Origin of the sequence: Streptococcus marmotae (genome assembly GCF_001623565.1) — a bacterium.
Taxonomy (GTDB): Bacteria; Bacillota; Bacilli; order Lactobacillales; family Streptococcaceae; genus Streptococcus; species Streptococcus marmotae.
This window is the reverse complement of the sequence record NZ_CP015196.1, coordinates 766,944-789,602: the sequence shown is the minus strand read 5'-3', so window position 1 is coordinate 789,602 and position 22,659 is coordinate 766,944. Positions and strand designations below refer to the sequence as shown.

Sequence of the window (22,659 nt, the reverse complement as noted above, 5' to 3'; positions counted from 1 at the left end):
CTTAATTATTATACTTTCTCATTATCTTTTCTGCATCGTTTTCTTGTAAATAAAAGTTTACAAAGTCGTCAAGTTTTTCCAAGGTTAACTCAACTGCAATACGATCATTGGTATCAAATTGAGACAGGACATGCTGAACAACGGTCATACCATTCTTTGGCCTGCCAATTCCAATCTTAATGCGATCAAATTCCTGACTGTCCAGATGTTTAATGATACTCTTGATGCCATTGTGACCACCTGCCGACCCTTTCTGACGAAAACGTACTTTTCCGACCACCATATCTAAATCATCATAAACGACTAATAAATCCTCTATTTCTAACCCATAATAGGCTAAGAGGGCATGGACGGCCTTACCAGATTCATTCATAAAGGTCGTCGGCTTAACGAGATAGATTTTTTCACCATTTATAAAGGTTGAAGCAATCTCTGCCTGAAAAATCTTGTCATGGCTAAAGGTCACATTTTCTTTCTCTGCAATCCGGTCAATAAACATAAAACCAACATTATGCTTAGTATTCTCATAGCGATCTCCTGGATTGCCTAAGCCTACAATTAATTTTGTCATGATTTATCCTCTTCACATACTACTTTAAGCGAAAAAAGAAGAAGGAGGGAATAGATTATCCCAGCCTCTTCACTATTCTGTATTCGTTACACATTAAAGCGGAATTCCATAATGTCACCATCTTGGACAATGTATTCTTTTCCTTCCTCACGAAGACGTCCTGCTTCTTTAACAGCTTTTTCACTACCATAGGACATGAGGTCATCATAGGACATGGTCACAGCACGGATAAAGCCTTTTTCAAAGTCTGAATGGATGATACCAGCAGCTTGTGGGGCTTTGATACCACGTTTAAAGGTCCATGCACGCACTTCCTTTTCGCCTGCTGTAAAGTAGGTTCCTAGACCCAGCAAATGATAAGCAGTTCGTGTTAATTTATCAACACCTGATTCCGTTAAGCCCATTGCTTCTAAAAATTCAGCCTTATCTGCTTCATCAAGTTCAGAAATTTCTTCTTCTGCACGCGCCGAAATAACGACAACCTCTGCATTTTCTGTCGCTGCAAACTCACGAATTTGCTTCACGTAGTCAATATTATCTGGATCTGCTACATCCTCTTCGCTAACATTTGCCACATAAAGAACTGGTTTTGTCGTTAAAAGGAATAAGCCTTTCACAACCTTTTGCTCTTCTTCTGTGAAATCAATGGTTCGAGCAGATTTACCGTCTTCTAAAACTGGTTTGATTTTTTGTAAAACAGTAAATTCTGCTACTGAATCCTTATCCTTTTGTGTACGAGCCATTTTTTCCACACGCGCATAGCGTTTGTTGACACTCTCTAAATCTGCCAAGATCAATTCTAAATTAATTGTTTCAATATCAGCCATTGGATCCACAAAAGCAGACTCACGCCCTTGTTCCCGCATGACATTTTCATCATCAAATGCACGAACAACATGGACAATCGCATCTACCTCACGGATATTGGCCAAGAATTTATTTCCAAGACCTTCCCCCTTAGAAGCCCCTTTGACAATTCCTGCAATATCTGTAAATTCAAAAGTTGTTGGGACTGTCTTTTTAGGAGTAATCAGTTCTGTTAATTTCTGCAAGCGCTCATCTGGTACTTCTACCATTCCGACATTGGGATCAATGGTCGCAAAGGGATAGTTTGCTGCTTCTGCTCCTGCCTTTGTAATCGCATTAAATAGGGTTGATTTTCCAACATTTGGTAAGCCAACGATACCTGCTGTTAAAGCCATTTCTTATTCTCCATTCAAAAATTTCAATCAAGATTATTATAGCAGAAAAAATTTAAAAAAGCTTGCTAAATAGCAAGCTAAATGAAGAGAAATTCACCCAACACAAACACTTTTAAACTAGTTTGAAACATAGCGAACCAATGCTACTACGAAAAAATACGACTAGAATGCAATGAGCATCAAAGTTTCGCTTTTGCTACTTTCTGAATGTTTATCCAAAAACTCCCAGACATTCATAGGACGCTCCGACTTCTCAACCACCCGCTCGATGCGAACTTCTTCTGTTTTACCAAGTACCAACTCATCCAGACTTACTTCAAAGATTCTTGCTAATGTAACAACATTATCCAAACCAGGATTTGCCTCACCTTTATCCTACTTAGAGATTGCTCGCCGAGAGACAAAGTGTTTTTCAGCTTACATCTCTATCATAATAAAAATTTGCCTTCTTAGCTAGCAAATCAAGACTTATTTTTTGACATTTTTTTGTCAACTAGAGCTTGAAAAATGTTGCAAAAATCGCTTTAAATAGACTTTCTACGGTTGCAAGACTTTCTTCATCTTCCGCTCAAAATCATGACGGCTCATCATGACAAGATGATCGCAGTTGGTGCAACGAATTTTAATATCTGCTCCTAAGCGCATGACTTCCCAAGCATTTGCCTTTTTACCTGTTGATTTGATGACACAAGCATGTGGCTTTTTCATTTCAACGATACTTTCTAATTTGTACATCTTTATTCCTTTCCAAGATAATAATAGCGTGTTTGGCAGCTAATGGTCAGCTGTTGAAGCGTCTGTAATTCTCCGTCTACTTGAGCAACTATTTCATGAGGCAATGTCAATTTAACAGTTTCTGCTGTGACATGATGCAACACAGAAGAGGTCTTGTGACGTTTTAAAATCAATTCTAACAAGGCCTTGATACGCTGGAAAATCGAAGGTGCTGAAACATAGACAAGGTCCATTTGTGGCTTTGTAATATGAGCCTCTGGCCAAATCATGATCCCACCACCAAAGTAAGTGTTGTTTGCAATAGAGAGAAAAAAGAGATGCTCCAATTCCATCTTCTGATGATTGATTTCAATACAAGCTGATAATTGGGAAGAATTAAACAAACCAAGAACTCCAAAGAAAATATAGGTCAACTTTCCGATTTTTAGTCGATTAAACCATTTTTTTAAGGCTGTTTTTTCAGAATGTGCAATAACACGGGCAGGATAGCCAATGTCTAAACTATTGATGACCACTCCTTCTGGCATACTTAACACACAAATTGGTACAGGTGGAATTGTCAATATCGTTTCCATCACTTGCTGCCACGACCGAATGCCAACAGCACGCGCAAAATCATTTCCTGATCCAGTGGGAAAGTAGGCAAAAGGAAGCTCTTGTGGCCAAACAGACAACACTTTCGATAACGTTCCATCTCCACCTAAAATCAAGAAACGGTCCTGTTCTTTCCGAAAAACGGATAAAATCGCTTCTACTTGTGCATATTCATCATTTTTACTCGCTGTAACATAACTTTCTATCCGCACTTGTGGATAAGTTCTTTGAATGTCTTTCACGATTGTAAAAGCCTGACCATTTCCGGCATGAGGATTTGCTAAAATATATACAATCATTTCTCTAATCGTTTTCATTTTTACCCTAGTATAACATAAAAGGCACTGGGAAAAAAGTCATAATTCCAGCAATATCAACTTTCTTCATTTTGTTACAAGATATGAGGATGTAAAGGAAACTAGTAACTATCTTGTTTTTGTAATATTAGATATTACTAGTCACTCTCCTAACTATCGATTAGATTATCCTGTCAATCACATACTATGTCATTCTGCTTTTTACGAAATTTGAGAAAAGCTGTACTTTTTATACAAAAAATCTCTTACTAAGAATAGTATCTTAGTAAGAGATTTATAAGTTTTTTCGTTGTTCTATGGATGAGGGTATATCTTGTCCCACTCCCTTTTTCATTAATTTGTCCGTACTGGTGTAATCAGTTGGATAAAATCAAGCTCATCTGAGTTTGGTACTAGGGTAAATGGACGAACTGGAGAAATAAAGCTAATCTTAATTTGCTCGCTATTAACCGCTTTTAGAGCATCAATGAGATAAGTTGGATTAAAGCTAATCACCAAATCTTCTCCTGTCACTTCAAGTGTATCTAATTCTTCATTGACTCGACCAACTTCTGGTGAATACACGTGAGCTGACACTTGCCCTTCTATAATTTCTAACTTTACAGTACCGTTTTGAGTAGCATTTGACAGCAAACGAGCCCGCTCCATTGCTTGACGCAATTTAGCTGTATCAAAAATCGCTGTTGTAGTGAATTCTGTCGGAATTAAGCGATCAGTATCTGGGTAAGTTCCTTCAAGTAAACGAGTATAGAAGCTGATATGCTCACTTCTAAAGAGCATCTGATTATTTGAGAAGAATACTTCTACAGTTTCAATATCATCCGTAAAAACAGTCACAAACTCACGTAAGGAACGGCTTGGAATGACAACGTTAAAGTTATCCCCAGCTTTGTCCAAAATCAATTTTCGTTGACTCATCCGATGAGAATCTGTTGCTACTGTTTTAAGAGAATGATTTTCTGTTAAAACAAAGTGAACACCTGTTAAAATAGGGCGACTCTCTTGTGTTGAAGCTGCAAAAGCTGTTTCATTGATTGTCTCTTTCAAGACACTCGTTTTTAAAGTAAGTGGTTTAGCAATTGATACTTCCTGCAAACGAGGATAGTGTTCTGCTTCTTTTCCTTTTAGAGTAATTTCTGACTTCCCACTTGTTAAGACGACTTGTTGCTGCTCGATTTCACGTACTTCTAAGACAATGTCTGGTAAGCTAGATACCACGTTAATGAAGAAAGATGCTTCTAGCAAGATGGATCCTGGAGAAGAAATCAATAAACCAGCATTTTCATCTTGAATAGAGATAAAATTCTCAATGGAAATTTGTCCATTTGACCCAGTTAAGGTAATTCCTTCTGCTGATACTTCGATTTTTACAGTCGATAAAATAGGAATGGCATTTTTACTGTTGATTGCTCTCTTAGTAATCGTTAAGGCTTGTAAAAATACTGTTTTATTGATAGAAAATTGAATCATGGATTCTCCTTTATTTATAGATTATAAAGTTAGTAGTAATAGTAGTTTCTGTGTATTCTGTGGAAAAGAAGTAAATAGCGTGTATTTAGTGAGATTAACTCATGTGTATAGACTGTGGAAAACTGTGAATTATATTTGTGAGTTATCCTCAGTGACGAATTTTATTTTTGATAGTAGTCAGTTCAATTTCTAAATTTTCGTCTTCTAATACCATTGTTTTTATCTTATTATGCGCGTGCATCACCGTTGTATGATCACGATTGCCAAATTCTTTTCCAATTTTAGGTAAAGAGTTATCCGTCATTTCTCGTGCGAGGTACATGGCTACTTGCCTAGCATGGACGATATTTTGCACTCGTTTTGCCCCCTTGATTTCCTTGAGACTAACTCCATAGAATTGTCCCACTTCATTTTGAATCGTTTCGATTGTAATGATTGTATTGACAGGATTTGTCTGTTTGCGTGCACGAATAGCTTCAGCAGCTACATCAACAGTGATTACAGTCAAATTTTTGACACTAGCCAAAAGATGAATATCCTTCAAAGCCCCCTCAAGATCACGAATATTAGAATCAAATTGTCCAGCTATATAAGAAAGAGTATCGTCAGTAAAGTCATAGGGATAATCTTCACATTTATTGCGTAAAATAGCAATACGCGTTTCCAAATCAGGCGGTGTAATATCAGAAGTTGTTCCCCATTTAAAGCGTGTCACAAGCCGTTCTTCTAGATTATCCAAATAGTCGGGGTTGCGGTCACTTGTTAAGACAATCTGTTTATTCTTTCCATAGAGCGCTTCAAAAGTATGAAAGAATTCTTCCTGAGTCGATGCCTTATTTCGTAAAAATTGAACATCATCAATTAGTAGGACATCCAAATTGCGATAAATTTTTTTAAAATTCTCCATGTCGTTTAAACGCAGATGTTCTAAAAAATCATTGATAAAGGTCTCAGTCGAGACATATTTAATACGCGCGTGAGGATTATTTCTTAATATCCAGTTCCCAATCGCATTTAAGAGGTGTGTCTTACCTAAACCCGGACCACCATAAATAAACAAAGGGTTATATAAACTTCCAGGATTATCAGCAACTGCCAAGGCTCCTGCCTTAGCCATTTGATTATTGTCCCCTTGGACAAAATTTTCAAAGGTATATTGCGGTTTGATATCTGGATGAAGTGGTTGTTGTATCTTTTGTTGTGTTACGGGCTGTAACTGCTCTATCGGCTCACGAACAGTTCCTCTTTCAGGAGTATCAAGGGTAAATTGATAATCAATGGAAAGTTGGCTATCAAAAATTTCAAATCCTGCAGTGATAAGAATATCTTTTAAATTTTGATCCCAAAAGAGTTGCTTATAGGGACTATCTAGGAAGATTTGTACTTGATTTGAGGAGATGCCGAGTAATTGTGCATTTTCTACATAAAAGTCATATGCTCCTTGATTGAGCTTACTCTTAGCTAGCTGTAGCACCCGGCTCCAAAATAATTGCTGTTTATCCACAGGTTCCTCCCCTCTTTCTATTAATCTGTCCTAATAGTGTATCATAAAACGGGAAAGTTTTCCACAACTGAACAAAATTTTCCACATCTTCACATTACTTTTCCACAAGATGTGTATAAAGTATATGAAAGCTGATTTTTCAATTTATTTTCTATATTTAAGTTGTGAATAATGCTGTTTATAAAAATATTCTATCCACACTAGTTTGTTATTGTGTGGATAATTCGTTCCAATTCTTCTGTATTTTTAAAAGAGATAGTAAGGGTACCACTCCCATTTTTTTTCTGCTCAATAGAAATTCCTGAACCTAATACTTTGCTAAGAGTTGACTCGATGTCTTTTACGAAGATATTTTCTTTTTTCTTAGCAGTTGTCTTTTTCTTAGAAAGAGCATGTTCTAAAGAGCGAACGCTCATCTCCTTTTGAAGAATGGTGGTAAGCCACTTTTCTTGCTCTTTTCTTGAATAAGGAATTAACAATCGGGCATGTCCTTGTGACAAAATCCCTTCTTCAACTGCTGAGATAAGTGGATCTGATAGTTGTAGTAAACGAAGGATATTTGTGATGTATGGCCGTGATTTTCCCATAATCTGAGCGATTTCGTCATGAGTTAAATTTTTTTCAATCAAGCGTTGATAGGATTTTGCTTCTTCAATTGGATTCAGATCAGAGCGTTGCAAATTTTCAATAATCGCTTGATAAAGTAGCTCATCATCGGATAAATTTTTAATCACTACAGGAACACTTGTCAAACCTGCTAGTTGACTGGCTCGCAACCTGCGTTCTCCTGCTAGTAATTCATAGCCAATAATCGCCGATTTTCTGACAATTAAAGGTTGAATTAGACCGTTTTCTTTAATTGATTGCGCCAGCTCTTCTAGTTTTTCTTGGTCAAAATGGACTCTGGGTTGATAAGGATTTGGTGTAATGTCATTAATTGCAATGTAGCGTAGTTCTTCCATATGTCCATCTTAACAAAAAAAAGCTCACTTTACAATGATGTAAAGTGAGTTAGCAACTAGTTTGATAAATCTTCTGTTGAATGTGTCAATTTGATGTCAATCGTTTTTTCTTTTCCTGCACGGTAATAGGTAACAGAGATGTTATCTCCAACTGTATGTTTGTAAAGAGCACTTTGCAAATCACTGATTGTTTCAACAGTATCTCCGTCAATTTTTGTAATCACGTCATATTGTTCAAGTTGTCCATCTGCTGGTAACCCTTTTTGAGTGGATACAACAACAATCCCTGCTCTTACTTTTTCATTATCAAGCCCAGCTTTTTTCCGTTGTTCACTAGATAAGTTATTCAAGTTTACCATTTGAATACCAAGGGCTGGACGAATAACTTTTCCATTTTCTTCTAACTGATTAATGATATTAACTGCATCATTTGCTGGAATGGCAAATCCCATCCCTTCTACTGAAACACCTGTATTGGCACTTGATGTAATTTTGCTGGATGTAATTCCAATTACTTGTCCTTGAATATTAATGAGCGGTCCGCCAGAATTACCAGGGTTAATGGCAGTATCAGTTTGGATAGCGTTGGTTGAAATTGTCTGACCATCTTCTGCTTTTGAAGTGACTGTTCGGCTGAGACTGGAAACAATTCCTTGCGTTACGGTATTAGCATAAATACTTCCAAGTGGGCTACCAATTGCAATTGCTGTTTCACCAACCTTAATCTTATCAGAATTAGCAAAATCAGCTACAGCTGTTACTTTATCAGCAGCAATTTTTATGACTGCAATATCTGCATAGGTATCAGATCCAACTAATTCTCCTTCCACTTTTTCTCCAGAAGCTAGCTGAATATCAATTTTTTCTGCACCCGCAATGACGTGTGTATTCGTGACAAGATAAGCAAATTGATCTGTTTTTTTGTAGATAACCCCAGATCCCTCACCAGCAACAGTTAATTCTCCAGAACGTGCAGCATCTCCTAAAATCGAACTAAACGCATTTTCTCGTGTTGCTTGGTAGTTAATAACGGATACAACGGCATTTTGTACTTTTTCTACAGCTGAGGTTGTCGAATTTTCATTATTATATTGAACATTACTGACAGTTGTTTGTTCATTTTCTTTCTTTGTTTGCACAGCCGGTTGGGCAGGTTTGTTAGGATGAATGAGAGGGGCAACTAAGTTTCCTGCTAGACCTCCTGCAAAACCAATTAAGAATAAAAGGATAAATTTTAGTGATTTTTTCATATAGCTTTTACCTCCAGCTTTTTAGTTTATCATAGACTTGTTGTCTTAATTATAGCTTAAAACAAAAAAAAATCAATCCACAGGTTGTGGATAAGTCTGTAATAATTGTAAGAACTTATATCCACAGTCCAGAATCTCTACCTCCGGCTAGTTTTTAAGCTACTCATCGTTCGTTTTTTTCAAAATATAGTCAGTATTTCCTAAAAAACTACCTTGATTAGCGAAAAACTTTCTCTTATGTAAAAGTACTTCACTTGTGCATATAGGTTCTAAATGCTCTCTTTTAAACTAAGGAAATTTTGCTACCGAGTTTACAATGGATATGGTACAATAGCACTATGAAAATAAAATTAATCACAGTTGGTAAACTGAAAGAAAACTATTTAAAAGCTGGGATTGCTGAGTATGTGAAACGATTAGGACGTTTTACAAAGATAGAACTAATTGAATTGCTGGATGAGAAAACACCAGATAAAGCAAGTCAAGCTGAAAATGATGGTATTTTGAAAAAGGAATCAGAGCGAATTTTAGCTAAGATAAATGACCGAGAGTACGTCATTGCTCTAGCTATTGAAGGAACGCAATTTGCCTCTGAGGATTTTAGTCAGCTATTAGCAGATATCACAGTCAAAGGGTATTCTGATATGACATTTATTATCGGAGGGAGCCTTGGTTTGCATGAAAGGATAAAAAAACGGGCGAACATTTTAGTTAGTTTTGGTTTATTTACCTTACCTCATCAGCTGATGCGTTTAGTTTTAGTAGAGCAAATTTATCGTGCATTTATGATCCAACAAGGTAGTCCTTACCATAAGTAGTTTCACGTGAAACAATAGGAGTTCTATGTCAAAGAAAAAAGAGTATCAGATATTTGAAGGTCTAAGAATAGCAATTAGTTTAACCTTTATCAGTGGCTATTTAAATGCTTTTACCTATGTGACACAAGGTGGACGCTTTGCTGGTGTGCAATCAGGGAATGTGATTATGCTTTCGTACTATTTGGCAAGAGGAGAATTCTTCCAAGCCGTTAGTTTTATAAATCCAATTATTTTCTTTATTTTTGGACAATTTGTCGTCTATATTATCAAAAGCTACTTTAGAAAAGATGAGTGGTTGCGCCATTTTATCAGCAGTGTAATCATGACTCTCTTCATTTTTATCGCAGTCATGATTACACCATTTGTCGGACCAGTTCTGACGATGGCCATTTTGGCATTTGTTGCCTCCATTCAAATCGGAACCTTTCAAAAGTTGCGAGGAGCTCCTTACGCCAATGTTATGATGACAGGAAATTTAAAGAATGCGGCTATTTGTGGTTTAAAGGTTGGATGGAAAATGATAAAATTCTTCGAAAAAGAGGACGTGAAACTATTTTGATTTTGGCCAGTTTTAGCTTAGGAGTCAGTATTTCAACGATTCTCTCTTTAAAATTCTCTGAGTATTCTCTTGCTTGTGTCCTATTCCCAACTTTTTATGTGAATTATGAATTGTGGAAAGAAAAAAGCCTAGCTTAGAAACAAGCTAGGCTTAACATGATTCCAGCAGGATTCGAACCTGCGACCGTTCGCTTAGAAGGCGAATGCTCTATCCAGCTGAGCTATGGAACCAACTTCAACCCTTTCATTGTAACCTAAAGTATGCAAATTGTCAAGATATAGAAAATTTCAAAAAAATCTTGACAAAGAAGGTAGTGTATATTATACTAGATAGTGCTTAAGATGGTCCGTTGGTCAAGGGGTTAAGACACCGCCTTTTCACGGCGGTAACACGGGTTCGAATCCCGTACGGACTATATCATCCGCCATAGCTCAGTTGGTAGTAGCGCATGACTGTTAATCATGATGTCGTAGGTTCGAGTCCTACTGGCGGAGTTGTAAAGATTAGTAAAGACGCTGATTTTTAGTGTCTTTTTTTAATTTATTTTTATACCTTGAATTGTCAAATTAAGTGCATTTCTTCTTCATAAAATACCTCATAAGGTGTTCTCCAGTTAAGACATTTTCTCGGTCTATTGTTTAGCTTGTCTTCCCACTCTTGAATCACAGCCTCATCCACACCTGTCAGGTCACTCCCTTTTGGGAAGTACTCCCGTAATAAGCCGTTCGTATTCTCATTTGTTCCACGTTGCCATGGCGCATGAGGGTCAGGGAAATAGACTTCTACTTGTAGTTTATCTGTCAGTTCTTGATGTTTTGAGAATTCCTTTCCTCGATCGGGAGTCACCGTCTCTTTTGGTAAGGGTTCCAGTATCTTTACCATGGCTTCTATGACTAGCTTACTCTTCTTCACTGCAACCTTCTTGATTTTAAGAAAACGAGAATAGCGATCCGTTAGGGTCACTAAGCAGGCTTTTCCTGTTTGTCCAGCAACTGTATCTGCCTCCCAATCTCCTACCCTAGAGCGTATCTGTGCTTCTTGTGGTCTTTCATGGATTGTATGTGAGATAGCAATCTTTCCGCGTTTTTCAACATAGTCTTTGGTGTGACGACTTTTACCTCGATGACGAAGTTTCCGAATAGCACCGCGAGCGCCATGGGACAGAGCGATATCATCAAAATGCCCTCGATAAATGGCTCTATAGATGGTTTGATAACTAATGACTGATTTTCCACATTCTAACCGTAAACGTCCTGCTATTTCTTCAGGTGACCATTGATGATCAAGAAAGAGATGTTTAATCTTGTGGCTCAATTCTAAGTCTGTTTCCAGTTTTCTTTTTCGTTCACAGTGTGATTTGGAGATGTGGTAAGATGCTTGTGCCGCACTAGGGGAATAACTTTCATTTTTGGAATGACGACGCAATTCTCGGCTGATACTAGATGGTTGGCGATTCAGTAAAGTTCCTATTTCAGACAAATTTAATCCCTGTGTACGATAAATTAGGATACTTTCTCGCTCTTCTATGGTAAAATGATGGTAGCTCATAAGATTTTCTTCTGTAAGATGTTCGTTTAACTCTATTTTACTAGAAAATCTTATGAGTTTTTTTATTGTGCACTTATATTGTAAATTCAAGACTAAAAAGTGGAGCAGAAATCAGGACTTCTACTCCACTTTTTTAGAATACGAATAGCTGTATTTCCGTGTCCATTGAACGTTCTAAAGTTTCAATAGTCTTTGGAAAAGTTATTATTCGCTGTTTATTATATTGCTACTTTTTTATTCCTAAGAAGGTTATAAGTGATAAACGTTATTATCCCACCAAAGAAGCAGAAGCTACCGATTATAAAACCTTGAGGAATAAAAGTAAATATGATATTCCCTTTTCCTTTTTTAGCTTCTACTTTCATAAAACCATCCTGGGCTTTACTAATGGGTATCTTTTTACCATCTTGCTTAGCAGACCATCCCTTATCATAAGGTAAGGTAAGGAGTAACGATCCATCTGATTCAGCAGTGTAGTCAACGGTTACTTTATTCCCTTTTACTTGAGCAGATACGTCTTTTTCTTTTAGTTTTTCCATAGCAGTTTGGTAGGCTTTGGTATCCAATCTGTAGAATTGGGGTGGATCAAAAGATACTTGCTTATTGTTCGGGAAGGTCATTGTAAGAGTTATGATTTGTTCCTCTTCAAAATATCCGCCATCAAAAAAGGAAAATGTGTTATCTAGTGTAAAGTTTCTTGTTACATTATTGATAGTGAATTGAACATTTTTACTATTCTCATCTGTAAAGCTAATATTGGGTAAACTTACGTATAATTGTGTTTGTGCAGGAATTCGCAATAGATAGTGAACGGTAGGAACACTGTCATTATCATTAGCATTAACAGTTACACGATTATTTAATTCAACAGCATTTTGTGCATTGAGGGATTCAACTGAATAGTAATATTTTAAATCTAGTCCAGTTAATTGGTTGATAAAATTTGTCTGATTATCCAATGTTAAGCTTGTAAACTTGACATCTTTATAAACAGTATCTGTCAATAGAGCTAGGGGAAGAGAGTAGGTATTTTCATAGAGGTTAAAGAGACCGTCTGATTGGCTATTATTAAAACCAAATTTAGAAATCTCGCCTTCTGCTAGGTTGTATTTGATAGCAAAGAGACTATCAGCCAGGAGGGTATTATTTTGATAGCGCAAATTAAGATTTGTACCATCCGAACGGAATCCTAATTTATCCAAAGTTGAGCTAGAAGCGCGATTACGAATAGAAGAAAATTGGGAAATTCCATTATAATTATATTTCATACTGTCATTTCCGGTTTGAGGAAATAGTCTTTCAGTTCGATAAAATTGATCAGTAGTAGATTGACTGTATTTGACAAGGTTGTCAATTTGTGTCAAGTGTTGTTCATAATTAGAACGACTTGGGAAATGCCAGTCATCAGCTAGACCATTTACTTGATAGTGAGTGTTTAGTCCTAATTCGAAGACGACAAAAAATAGGCTTAGCAGTGAAAATACGGTTGGAGTGATGCGCTTGTTACTGATGGCGTAGAAGGTTACACCATAGGCAAGCAAAAATTCAAGTGAGAGTAGGAAATGAATAGGCTCTAAAAATGGATAGTGGTTGATATAGAAGAATGTCAACAGGAAACCAAAAACGAGAAATAAAAATACTCTGATACATTGATAAAAGCGAATTTCTTCTAACCTGCTTAGGGTTTCAGCAGCCATATAAATAATGATCACGGAAAAAATCCAAGCATACCGATGTAAAAACATATTTGGCGCATGCATCCCTTGCCAGAATAAATCTAAGGGTTGGAAATAAAAACTAGTAACAATAAAAGTGATTGCAATACCATAACAGGCCTTTACCTGCCAACTGATTGATTTGATTGTAAAGAATAGCAGAGCAAATAGCAAAGGAAAAATTCCTGCGTAAATCATAGGAATTGCACCGAACTTTGTTGTATCATAGCTACCTACTAAGTTTTTAGCAAACAAATCCAAATACCAAGAGTTTTCCGTTTTCCAATTGAGAATTTCTGTAAATGTTTCACCATGTGTTTTTAAATCAAGGTAGGTTGGCAGGAGCATTACCATGCTAGAAATTCCTGAGAGAAGTGAAACAACAACAAAATCTAAAAAGTATCGAATGTGTTTTTTGATGTTCCAAGAAATTTGTAAAAGAACCCAAATCACTAAAAATAGTGCCATCATGTATCCGAAGTAATAATTTTGAATAAATAGGCAGAGGAGGCTAGAAAAATAGAGAATTCGACCTTTACCATTTAGTAAATTGAGTAAACCAAGTAAAACAAGTGGGACTAATATAAACACATCTAGCCAGCTATTAATTTCTAATTGACTAGTTGAAAAACTCATAAGAGCAAAACTTGTAGAGAGGGAAATAGCTAGAAATGGAGCTAGTTTTTTATAAATATGAGATAGACTGAAGTAAGTTGACAGACCTGTCAATCCAAATTTTAGCAATGTAAAGAGATAGAGAGCATCAGGCATACTCTTTATATCAAAAAAGTAAGTTAGTGGTGATAGGAATGATCCAAGATAATAGGATGTGAGGGCATAAAAATTTAATCCTAAACCACTGGTGAAGGTATAAAATAATGAACCATTACCATGTAATGCATTTCGTAATACTTGATTAAAGATAACATATTGGTGGAAAGCATCGCTTGCTAAAATAGTTGTCTCACTTTCCCACCAAATGCCCTTTAGTGCTAGAATAATACCTATAATAAAAATAGGCAGGAAGAATGAGAGAAGATACAGTAGAATTTTTGAATATTTTTTTAAAATCATCATATTGTTTCTATATTTTAAGAAAAGGCGAATCTATCGCCTTTTCTCTTAGTCTTTCCAGAGTTCCTTTACTTTTGTTTGTACTTCTTGATTTTCCAAGAATTCATCATAGGTTTCATCAATGCGGTCAATGACACCATTTTTTGAAATAACAATAATATGGTTTGCTAGGGTTTGAATGAATTCATGATCGTGACTGGCAAAGATAATTGATTCTTTAAAGGCTTTTAATCCGTCATTCAAGCTAGAAATAGATTCTAAGTCCAAGTGATTTGTTGGGTCATCAAGGACAAGGACATTTGATTTGAGGAGCATAAGCTTTGAGAGCATCACGCGCACTTTTTCTCCCCCTGAGAGGACATTGACAGATTTGTTGACTTCGTCACCAGAAAAGAGCATACGACCCAAAAATCCGCGTAAGAAGGTATTATCATCTTCTTCCTTGCTTGCAAATTGACGAAGCCAGTCAAGAATAGACTCATCAGTTGCGAAATCGCGACTATTGTCTTTTGGTAGGTAAGATTGACTGGTTGTCACTCCCCATTTAATAGTTCCTTCGTACTCAATGTCTCCCATCAATGCACGGATAAGAGCAGTTGTTTGGATATCATTTTGTCCAATAAGAGCTGTCTTATCCCCTGGACGAAGAATAAAGCTAATATTGTCTAAAATGACTTCGCCATCAATAGTGACTTTCAAGTTTTCAACCGTTACTAAATCATTTCCAATTTCTCGCTCAGCTTTAAAGTTGATAAATGGATATTTACGACTAGAAGGAATAATTTCTTCTAATTCAATCTTATCGAGCATTTTTTTGCGAGAAGTTGCTTGTTTTGATTTTGAAGCATTGGCAGAAAAGCGTGCAACGAATTCTTGTAATTCTTTGATTTTTTCCTCTGCTTTTGCATTACGATCAGCTTGTAATTTCGCAGCTAATTCGCTAGATTGTTTCCAAAAATCATAGTTTCCAACAAAGATTTTGATTTTACCAAAGTCTAAGTCAGCCATATGAGTACATACTTTATTTAGGAAATGACGGTCGTGAGATACGACAATAACGGTATTTTCAAAGTCAATTAAAAATTCTTCTAGCCAGTTAATCGATTGAATGTCAAGACCATTTGTCGGCTCATCTAGTAATAGGACATCTGGTTTACCAAAGAGCGCTTTGGCCAAGAGAACCTTCACTTTTTCTCCATTGGTTAATTCACTCATATTTTGGTAGTGAAGATCTTCAGCAATATTTAGATTTTGAAGAAGTTGTGAGGCCTCACTTTCAGCTTCCCAGCCACCAAGTTCGGCAAATTCACCTTCTAATTCAGCTGCACGGACACCATCTTCATCTGAAAAGTCTTCTTTCATGTAAATAGCATCTTTTTCTTTCATGATGCTGTAAAGCTGTTCATTTCCCATGATAACGACATCAATGACCCGTTCGTTTTCATAGTCAAAATGATTTTGGCGAAGCACCGAAAGGCGTTCGTCTGGTCCGAGGGAAATATGACCAGTTGTTGGTTCAATATCCCCAGCTAAAATTTTAAGGAAAGTGGATTTTCCGGCACCATTCGCGCCAATCAATCCATATGTGTTTCCTGCTGTAAATTTAATGTTGACATCGTCAAATAATTTTCGATCGCTAAAACGAAGCGATACATCTGATACTGTAAGCAATACAATTCTCCTATTTTTGTGATTAGTCCTATTCTACTCTAAAAAAGATGATTTTTCAATTGAAATTACATGGGAATCAAAATATCTTTTTCTAAATTTTGATGCGTCTTTTGTAAACTGAACCCTCTACCTTTTACTTGTGTCGCAGGCATGACAACAATGAAGGCCGTTTCATCAATAGCAAGAATATTCATCTCTAATTTTTGGTATTCAAGCCGTGAAATAGTTGTCATCAACATGCGGTTTTCTTGACCTGTAAATCCACCGATAATTGGAAGTTCAGTCACGCCACGATCTGCCACCTTAGTAATGTACTCTTCTATTTGTCTATGGTGTTTTGAGATAATCATCACATTCCGTGAAGAATCAGCTCCTGCCATGACAAGGTTGACAGCATAGGTAATAGAGAATAAAGCAATGATGGAGTACATGACAGTATCTGCATCAAAAGCAACAAATCCTAATCCAACGACAAGTCCATCAACCAAGGCCATACTTGTTCCTAAGGGAATAGGAGTATATTTTTCAAACAGCTGAATGATGATACCTGTCCCACCAGTTGAGGAATGACCAATAAAGACAAGCCCAAGACCAAATCCAAGGACAACTCCTCCAAAGATGGCTGCGAGCAATACATTGTGTGTCAAGGTTGGTAAACCTGCTGTCAACTTGATAAAAATCGGATAAATCCACGCGCCATAAACTGTTTTGATAAAAACTTCTTTTCCTAAAAAGAAAAAACATAGGAGAAGAAGGGGAATATTCGCGTAGAGTACAAAATTCGCAGTATTCCAACCAAATAAGGCATTCATACTAATGGCGAGACCTCCAACACCCCCAGAAGCAATATGGTTTTCAACAAACATGCTATTAAAGGCGATAGCAGAAATGAATGATCCAATAGTGACTAGGGCAAAGTCTGTTAATTTTTGTTTCATATCAGTATCCTATCTGTAAATTTCCAGCTTCTATTATCCCTGATTCTCCCCTTGCCGTCAAGTTATTGAATAGCTTGACTTTCTATTTTTTAGGGTATATAATTGAAAAGAATCAGAAAAGTAATGAATCGGTTATTTTAAGAGAGTTTGTGGCAGGTGAAAACAAATAATAACGATTGATGAATGGGCTGATATAGACTGTAAATCGGAAAACAATAAAGATTTGGCTTGCAGGCCTTATATACAAATGAGATGAGTTAACTCATAAGTGAGGTGGCACCGTGTCTTTGACGCCCTCGCATGGCTTTTGCTATGCGTGGGCTTTATTTGTATAAACAAGGGAGAATAGTATGACAAAACCAATTATTTTAACAGGAGACCGCCCGACGGGCAAATTGCATATTGGCCACTATGTCGGTAGCTTACAAAATCGTGTTCGTCTACAAAATGAAGAACAGTATGACATGTTTGTCTTTTTAGCAGATCAGCAGGCTTTGACGGATCATGCTAAGGAGCCACAAAAGATTGTTGAGTCGGTTGGGCAGGTCGCCCTAGATTATCTAGCAGCAGGATTAGATCCTGAAAAATCTACCATCTTCATTCAAAGTCAAATTCCAGAATTGGCTGAGTTATCGATGTATTATATGAACTTGGTTTCATTAGGGCGTTTAGAGCGGAATCCGACGGTTAAGACTGAGATTGCTCAAAAAGGATTTGGAGAAAGTATTCCAACTGGATTTTTAGTCTATCCGATTGCTCAGGCGGCTGATATTACAGCTTTTAAAGCAAACTACGTACCAGTTGGTGTCGATCAAAAACCGATGATTGAGCAGACACGTGAAATTGTCCGTAGCTTTAATCATACCTACCAGACAGATGTACTAGTTGAGCCAGAGGGCATTTATCCTAGCCATGAAGGTGCTGGCCGATTACCAGGATTGGATGGCAATGCTAAGATGTCTAAGTCGCTCAATAATGGGATTTATCTAGCTGATGATATGGATACTCTCAAGAAAAAAGTGATGAGTATGTATACAGATCCTGATCATATTAAGGTTGAAGATCCAGGAAAGATTGAAGGCAATATGGTTTTCCATTATTTAGATGTCTTTGGCCGTGAGGAAGATAAAGCGGAAATAGAAGCTATGAAGGATCACTATCAACGGGGTGGTTTAGGAGATGTAAAGACCAAACGTTATCTATTAGAAATCTTAGAACGAGAATTAGGTCCTATTCGTGAACGTCGCTTAGAATTTGCGAAGGACATGGGTGAAGTCTATAATATGCTTCAAAAAGGAAGTGAAAAGGCACGTCAAACAGCTGCCCAAACCTTATCGGAAGTGAAAGCAGCAATGGGGTTACATTATTTCAACTAATCCAGATATTCGAAAGAGTAGGAATGAAATTTCTGCTCTTTTTATGAACAAGTTACGTTATTTTTTGGAAAAAGTTCGTATTATATAGTATATTTTTCCTTTAATGTCTTATATAGAATATTTTTTAGAATTTAAAGCGAATAATATTTGACAAATGATTTCAAAATGGTATGATATTTAAAATACAAATCAGCTAGTGGTAGCTTGAAAAAACAAAAAGAAAAGAGGAATCTGTGGATGTCTAATTGGGACACAAAATTTTTGAAAAAAGGTTTTACCTTTGATGATGTATTGCTTATTCCAGCGGAAAGTCATGTTTTGCCAAATGATGCCAATCTTCAAACAAAACTGGCTAAGAATTTAACCCTCAATATCCCAATCATTACGGCGGCCATGGATACTGTAACAGAGAGTAAAATGGCGATTGCCATTGCGCGTGCCGGTGGTCTTGGGGTGATTCACAAAAACATGTCGATTGAACAACAAGCCGATGAAGTTCGCAAGGTAAAACGCTCTGAAAATGGCGTTATCATCGATCCATTCTTTCTCACCCCCAACCATACGATTAAAGAGGCAGATGAGCTTATGGGTCGCTACCGCATCAGCGGTGTACCAATTGTTGAGACCATGGAAAATCGGAAATTGGTCGGGATTATCACCAACCGTGACATGCGTTTTATCTCGGATTATGACCAGCCAATTTCAACCAATATGACCAGCGAAAATCTAGTGACAGCACCAGTTGGGACGGATTTAGAGACAGCTGAAAGTATTCTTCAAGAACATCGCATCGAAAAACTGCCTCTTGTAGATGAAAATGGGCGTTTATCTGGCCTTATTACGATTAAAGACATTGAAAAAGTCATTGAGTTTCCAAATGCTGCGAAAGATGAATTTGGCCGCCTACTTGTTGCAGGTGCCGTTGGCGTAACTTCAGATACCTTTGAACGTGCAGAAGCTCTTTTTGAAGCAGGTGCAGACGCTATTGTGATCGATACTGCTCACGGACATTCTGCCGGTGTGCTTCGTAAAATTGCTGAAATTCGTGCCCATTTCCCAAATCGTACTTTAATTGCTGGAAATATTGCAACAGCAGAGGGAGCTCGTGCTCTTTACGATGCAGGTGTTGATGTGGTGAAAGTTGGTATTGGACCAGGTTCAATTTGTACAACTCGTGTGATTGCAGGTGTTGGGGTGCCACAAGTGACAGCTATTTATGATGCAGCTCAAGTAGCACGTGAATATGGAAAAACAATCATCGCTGACGGCGGAATCAAGTATTCTGGAGATATTGTCAAGGCTCTTGCAGCAGGTGGGCATGCAGTCATGCTTGGTTCTATGTTTGCAGGGACAGATGAAGCACCTGGAGAAACAGAAATCTTCCAAGGACGTAAATTTAAAACTTATCGTGGAATGGGTTCCATTGCAGCGATGAAAAAAGGTTCAAGTGACCGTTACTTCCAAGGTTCTGTCAACGAAGCGAATAAATTGGTTCCAGAAGGAATTGAAGGCCGTGTAGCCTACAAAGGTGCTGCAGCTGATATTGTTTTCCAAATGCTTGGTGGTATCCGTTCTGGTATGGGCTATGTGGGTGCAGCTAATATCCAAGAATTGCATGACAATGCCCAGTTCATCGAAATGAGCGGTGCTGGTCTAAAAGAAAGTCATCCGCATGACGTCCAAATCACCAACGAAGCACCAAACTACTCTGTACAATAACACCTATCCAAACAGAACCTCTGATTTGCTCAGAGGTTCTGTCTTTTCTTTACAAAAGAAAGGCATTGTGTTAGAATATGGAATTGTATTTTTAAAATTTAAAAGAGTAAACTATATTTACATTGCTGTAAATATAGTTTACAAAGTTGTAAATATAATTGTAAAGGAGAAAGAATGCAAGGTATTTTATTTGCGCTAGTTCCCATGATTGCTTGGGGCAGTATTGGTTTTGTAAGTAATAAGATTGGCGGTAGACCCAATCAGCAAACGTTTGGAATGACTCTAGGTGCTCTCTTGTTTGCTTTGGTAGTTTGGATTTTAGTAAGGCCAGAAATGACTCCTACTTTGTGGGGAGTTGGTATTATTGGTGGCATGCTCTGGTCCATGGGGCAATATGGACAATTTCAAGCGATGCAGTACATGGGAGTATCTGTTGCAAATCCTTTGTCTAGCGGAGCACAGCTTGTTTTTGGTAGTTTAATTGGAGCGATTGTATTTGGAGAATGGATGAAATCGATTCAATTTGTTTTGGGAATCATTGCCTTATTGCTATTGGTCATTGGTTTTTATTTTACAAGTAAACAGGATTCACATAAAGTGGTTGTAGAGAAAGGTTCTGATTTTGGAAAAGGATTTCGTGCTCTAACTTCCTCCACAATCGGTTATTTATCCTATGCTATTTTGTTTAATAATATCATGCATTTTGATGCTCTAGCGGTTATTTTACCAATGGCTATCGGAATGGTCTTAGGAGCGCTACTATTTATGAAATTCCAGATTCAACTTGAAGCAGTTGTCATTAAAAATGCGTTAGTTGGAATCATGTGGGGAATCGGAAACATCTTTATGCTACTTGCAGCTGCCAAAGCTGGTTTAGCTATTGCCTTTAGTTTTTCTCAATTAGGTGTGATTATCTCCATTATTGGTGGTATTCTCTTTTTAGGTGAAACAAAGACAAAAAAAGAAATAGGTTGGTTGAGCATTGGGATTATTTGTTTTGTAGCAGGTGCCATCTTACTTGGTGTTGTTAAATCATTCTAAACTTGACAAGGTTGTAAAGAGAACAATAAAAGCTGGCAATGCCAGCTTTTATTGTTCTTCAATTATTCCTTGATGGACGGTAAAGATTTTTACCTTATCAGGTAGTTTTGATAGGTGATCCAGACTAGTTGTGGTGATAAATGTCTGGATATTTTGAGAGATAGTTTCCAGTAATTTTACTTGACGATTGTTGTCAAGTTCACTCATGACATCGTCAAGTAGTAAGATGGGATATTCTCTAGTCATTTCTTTCATGAGTTCAATTTCGGCCAATTTCAGCGAAAGAACTAAACTACGATGTTGTCCTTGACTTCCATAGTGGGCATTAACACCATTTAGGAAGAAGCTAATATCATCGCGATGGGGTCCAACACCTGTATTTTTTTTGAACAAATCTCGTTTACGACAATGTGCTAATTCTGTCAAAAAACTGTCAAATATATTGTCTGATTCTGTAAACTTTATGGAAGACTGATAGTGGATGGTTAATTCTTCACCTTTATTAGAAATGTCAATCACTTTTTTGTTACCAAAAAATTCCAATTTTTTGAGAAATTCCATTCGTTGTAGGATTACTTTGCTACCATATTCAGCTAATTGTTGATCTAGGACAGAAAGAAAGGTCTCATCAATCGAATTGGCAGATTTTAGATAGGTATTTCGTTGTTTGAGGATGTGATTGTACTGAGATAAGTCAGACAGATAGATTGGCTTGATTTGTCCTAGCTCGACATCTATAAATTTTCGTCTAAGAGCTGGTGCTCCTTTAATCAGTTGTAAATCTTCTGGAGCAAAAAGAACAACATTCATATGACCGATATAATCGGATAATTTAGATTGTTTTAGATGATTGATCTTAGTGATACGCCCTTTTTCTGTCAACTCAATGTCAAGTGGTAGTTTACCTGTTTGCCGGTGAAGTAATCCGTTTAGAGTCAGCTGCGTTTGTTGAAATTGAACTAAATCCTTGTCTGTACGGGTTCGATGGCTGCGAGTAAGAGCTAAGAAATAAATGCTCTCTAAGATATTCGTCTTTCCTTGTGCATTTTGCCCAAGAAATACATTTAATCCGTTATGGAAACGAATGTCTAATTCTTGGTAATTACGGAAATGTTGTAAACGTAAAGATTCTAGCCACATGCTTAAGTACCTGGGAAGCGGACAGGAGCTTTTTTCTTTTTGTTTTTAGGAGTCTTAGCAGAAGGAATTGCTTTTGTTTTTCCTTGTTTATTTTGCGCATTTAGCTGTTTTACGAGCTTAGCGACACGCTCTTTTTCTGCTTTGTCTTCCTCGTATTGTTTTTGCTCATCCTCAGTTGGTGCAACAATAGTAATCGTAGCATTTTGGCTTGGAATACTGATAACATCTCCAATACGGATTTTTTTGCGTCTGCGTTCTTCTTTTTCACCATTAAAAAAGACGGGAAATTCCTGTAGAAATCCCTTGATAGCTCCTCCACTTTGGATGATTCCAACTTCCTTTAATAAGGCTTGTAAGAGAATGTATTCATCATATAGTTTGTAGTCCATAAGTTACCTCGTTTCAGTTTATTATACCATAAAATGGTATAATTGAATTTAGAATGTTTTAGAGGA

The 22,659-nt window shown here is 37.1% G+C and carries 20 protein-coding genes, 3 tRNA genes and 1 other annotated feature; of the genes, 7 read left to right on the top strand and 16 right to left on the bottom strand.

Translation table 11 applies throughout. The annotated features are described in order from the left end of the window. Position 1: 1 nt before the first annotated feature. From pth to A4H00_RS03900, 9 genes are all read right to left on the bottom strand, one after another. Positions 2-571 (bottom strand): aminoacyl-tRNA hydrolase, encoded by a 570-nt coding sequence (gene pth, locus A4H00_RS03940; protein ID WP_067087532.1) that lies wholly within the window; start codon positions 569-571, stop codon positions 2-4. 86 nt (positions 572-657) lie between these two features. Continuing rightward, complete coding sequence (gene ychF / locus A4H00_RS03935) at positions 658-1,773, bottom strand: redox-regulated ATPase YchF (protein WP_067087530.1); 1,116 nt, start codon at positions 1,771-1,773, stop codon at positions 658-660. A 162-nt stretch (positions 1,774-1,935) separates the two neighbouring features. After that, a complete protein-coding gene (locus A4H00_RS03930; RefSeq protein ID WP_067087528.1) occupies positions 1,936-2,124 on the bottom strand; it encodes a hypothetical protein in 189 nt (62 codons plus the stop codon). A 186-nt stretch (positions 2,125-2,310) separates the two neighbouring features. Next, on the bottom strand, positions 2,311-2,508 hold the full coding sequence (locus tag A4H00_RS03925; RefSeq protein WP_067087526.1) for a DUF951 domain-containing protein: 198 nt from the start codon (positions 2,506-2,508) through the stop codon (positions 2,311-2,313). 2 nt (positions 2,509-2,510) lie between these two features. Then, positions 2,511-3,419 (bottom strand): diacylglycerol/lipid kinase family protein, encoded by a 909-nt coding sequence (locus A4H00_RS03920; protein WP_067087524.1) that lies wholly within the window; start codon positions 3,417-3,419, stop codon positions 2,511-2,513. Positions 3,420-3,752: 333 nt separating this feature from the next. Continuing rightward, positions 3,753-4,889, bottom strand: coding sequence for a DNA polymerase III subunit beta (dnaN, locus tag A4H00_RS03915; protein ID WP_067087522.1), 1,137 nt, complete (start codon positions 4,887-4,889; stop codon positions 3,753-3,755). 148 nt (positions 4,890-5,037) lie between these two features. Beyond that, on the bottom strand, positions 5,038-6,393 hold the full coding sequence (dnaA, locus tag A4H00_RS03910) for a chromosomal replication initiator protein DnaA (RefSeq protein ID WP_067087520.1): 1,356 nt from the start codon (positions 6,391-6,393) through the stop codon (positions 5,038-5,040). A 200-nt stretch (positions 6,394-6,593) separates the two neighbouring features. Beyond that, on the bottom strand, positions 6,594-7,355 hold the full coding sequence (locus tag A4H00_RS03905; RefSeq protein ID WP_067087518.1) for a ParB/RepB/Spo0J family partition protein: 762 nt from the start codon (positions 7,353-7,355) through the stop codon (positions 6,594-6,596). 56 nt (positions 7,356-7,411) lie between these two features. After that, positions 7,412-8,605, bottom strand: a complete 1,194-nt coding sequence (locus A4H00_RS03900; protein ID WP_067087516.1) for a S1C family serine protease — start codon at positions 8,603-8,605, stop codon at positions 7,412-7,414. Between the two features lie 338 nt (positions 8,606-8,943). Here A4H00_RS03900 and rlmH point away from each other — a divergent pair, with 338 nt between their 5' ends. Continuing rightward, on the top strand, positions 8,944-9,423 hold the full coding sequence (gene rlmH / locus A4H00_RS03895; RefSeq protein WP_067087514.1) for a 23S rRNA (pseudouridine(1915)-N(3))-methyltransferase RlmH: 480 nt from the start codon (positions 8,944-8,946) through the stop codon (positions 9,421-9,423). Between the two features lie 25 nt (positions 9,424-9,448). Further along, positions 9,449-9,982 carry a YoaK family protein gene (locus tag A4H00_RS03890; RefSeq protein WP_237334214.1) on the top strand — a complete coding sequence of 178 codons (534 nt, stop codon included), beginning with the start codon at positions 9,449-9,451 and terminating at the stop codon, positions 9,980-9,982. 156 nt (positions 9,983-10,138) lie between these two features. On the opposite strand, the gene A4H00_RS03885 is transcribed toward A4H00_RS03890, so the two are convergent. Next, a tRNA-Arg gene (locus A4H00_RS03885) sits at positions 10,139-10,212 on the bottom strand. A gap of 113 nt (positions 10,213-10,325) precedes the next feature. Here A4H00_RS03885 and A4H00_RS03880 point away from each other — a divergent pair. Together A4H00_RS03880 and A4H00_RS03875 are read left to right on the top strand one after the other, a co-directional pair. Next, positions 10,326-10,397 (top strand) — tRNA-Glu (locus A4H00_RS03880). A 5-nt stretch (positions 10,398-10,402) separates the two neighbouring features. Then, positions 10,403-10,476, top strand: a tRNA-Asn gene (locus tag A4H00_RS03875). A 67-nt stretch (positions 10,477-10,543) separates the two neighbouring features. On the opposite strand, the gene A4H00_RS03870 is transcribed toward A4H00_RS03875, so the two are convergent. From A4H00_RS03870 to A4H00_RS03855, 4 genes are all read right to left on the bottom strand, one after another. After that, a complete protein-coding gene (locus A4H00_RS03870; protein ID WP_067087512.1) occupies positions 10,544-11,530 on the bottom strand; it encodes an IS30 family transposase in 987 nt (328 codons plus the stop codon). 218 nt (positions 11,531-11,748) lie between these two features. Next, positions 11,749-14,319, bottom strand: a complete 2,571-nt coding sequence (locus tag A4H00_RS03865) for a YfhO family protein (protein WP_418080452.1) — start codon at positions 14,317-14,319, stop codon at positions 11,749-11,751. A gap of 48 nt (positions 14,320-14,367) precedes the next feature. Beyond that, positions 14,368-15,990 carry an ATP-binding cassette domain-containing protein gene (locus A4H00_RS03860; RefSeq protein ID WP_067087508.1) on the bottom strand — a complete coding sequence of 541 codons (1,623 nt, stop codon included), beginning with the start codon at positions 15,988-15,990 and terminating at the stop codon, positions 14,368-14,370. 65 nt (positions 15,991-16,055) lie between these two features. Beyond that, positions 16,056-16,928, bottom strand: a complete 873-nt coding sequence (locus A4H00_RS03855) for a YitT family protein (protein WP_067087506.1) — start codon at positions 16,926-16,928, stop codon at positions 16,056-16,058. 98 nt (positions 16,929-17,026) lie between these two features. Beyond that, positions 17,027-17,229: a binding site (T-box leader), on the top strand. 49 nt (positions 17,230-17,278) lie between these two features. Between A4H00_RS03855 and trpS the strand changes: the two genes are divergently transcribed. The 3 genes from trpS to A4H00_RS03840 all read left to right on the top strand — a co-directional run bounded on the left by trpS (position 17,279) and on the right by A4H00_RS03840 (position 21,064). Then, on the top strand, positions 17,279-18,304 hold the full coding sequence (gene trpS / locus A4H00_RS03850) for a tryptophan--tRNA ligase (RefSeq protein ID WP_067087504.1): 1,026 nt from the start codon (positions 17,279-17,281) through the stop codon (positions 18,302-18,304). 237 nt (positions 18,305-18,541) lie between these two features. Next, positions 18,542-20,023, top strand: a complete 1,482-nt coding sequence (gene guaB, locus A4H00_RS03845; RefSeq protein ID WP_067087502.1) for an IMP dehydrogenase — start codon at positions 18,542-18,544, stop codon at positions 20,021-20,023. 174 nt (positions 20,024-20,197) lie between these two features. Then, positions 20,198-21,064: a GRP family sugar transporter gene (locus tag A4H00_RS03840; RefSeq protein WP_067087500.1), complete on the top strand. Its 867-nt coding sequence runs from the start codon at positions 20,198-20,200 to the stop codon at positions 21,062-21,064. 48 nt (positions 21,065-21,112) lie between these two features. Here A4H00_RS03840 and recF read toward each other — a convergent pair whose 3' ends face one another. Next, complete coding sequence (recF, locus tag A4H00_RS03835; RefSeq protein ID WP_067087497.1) at positions 21,113-22,204, bottom strand: DNA replication/repair protein RecF; 1,092 nt, start codon at positions 22,202-22,204, stop codon at positions 21,113-21,115. Between the two features lie 2 nt (positions 22,205-22,206). Next, a complete protein-coding gene (locus tag A4H00_RS03830; protein WP_067087495.1) occupies positions 22,207-22,593 on the bottom strand; it encodes an RNA-binding S4 domain-containing protein in 387 nt (128 codons plus the stop codon). Between the last annotated feature and the right edge of the window lie 66 nt (positions 22,594-22,659).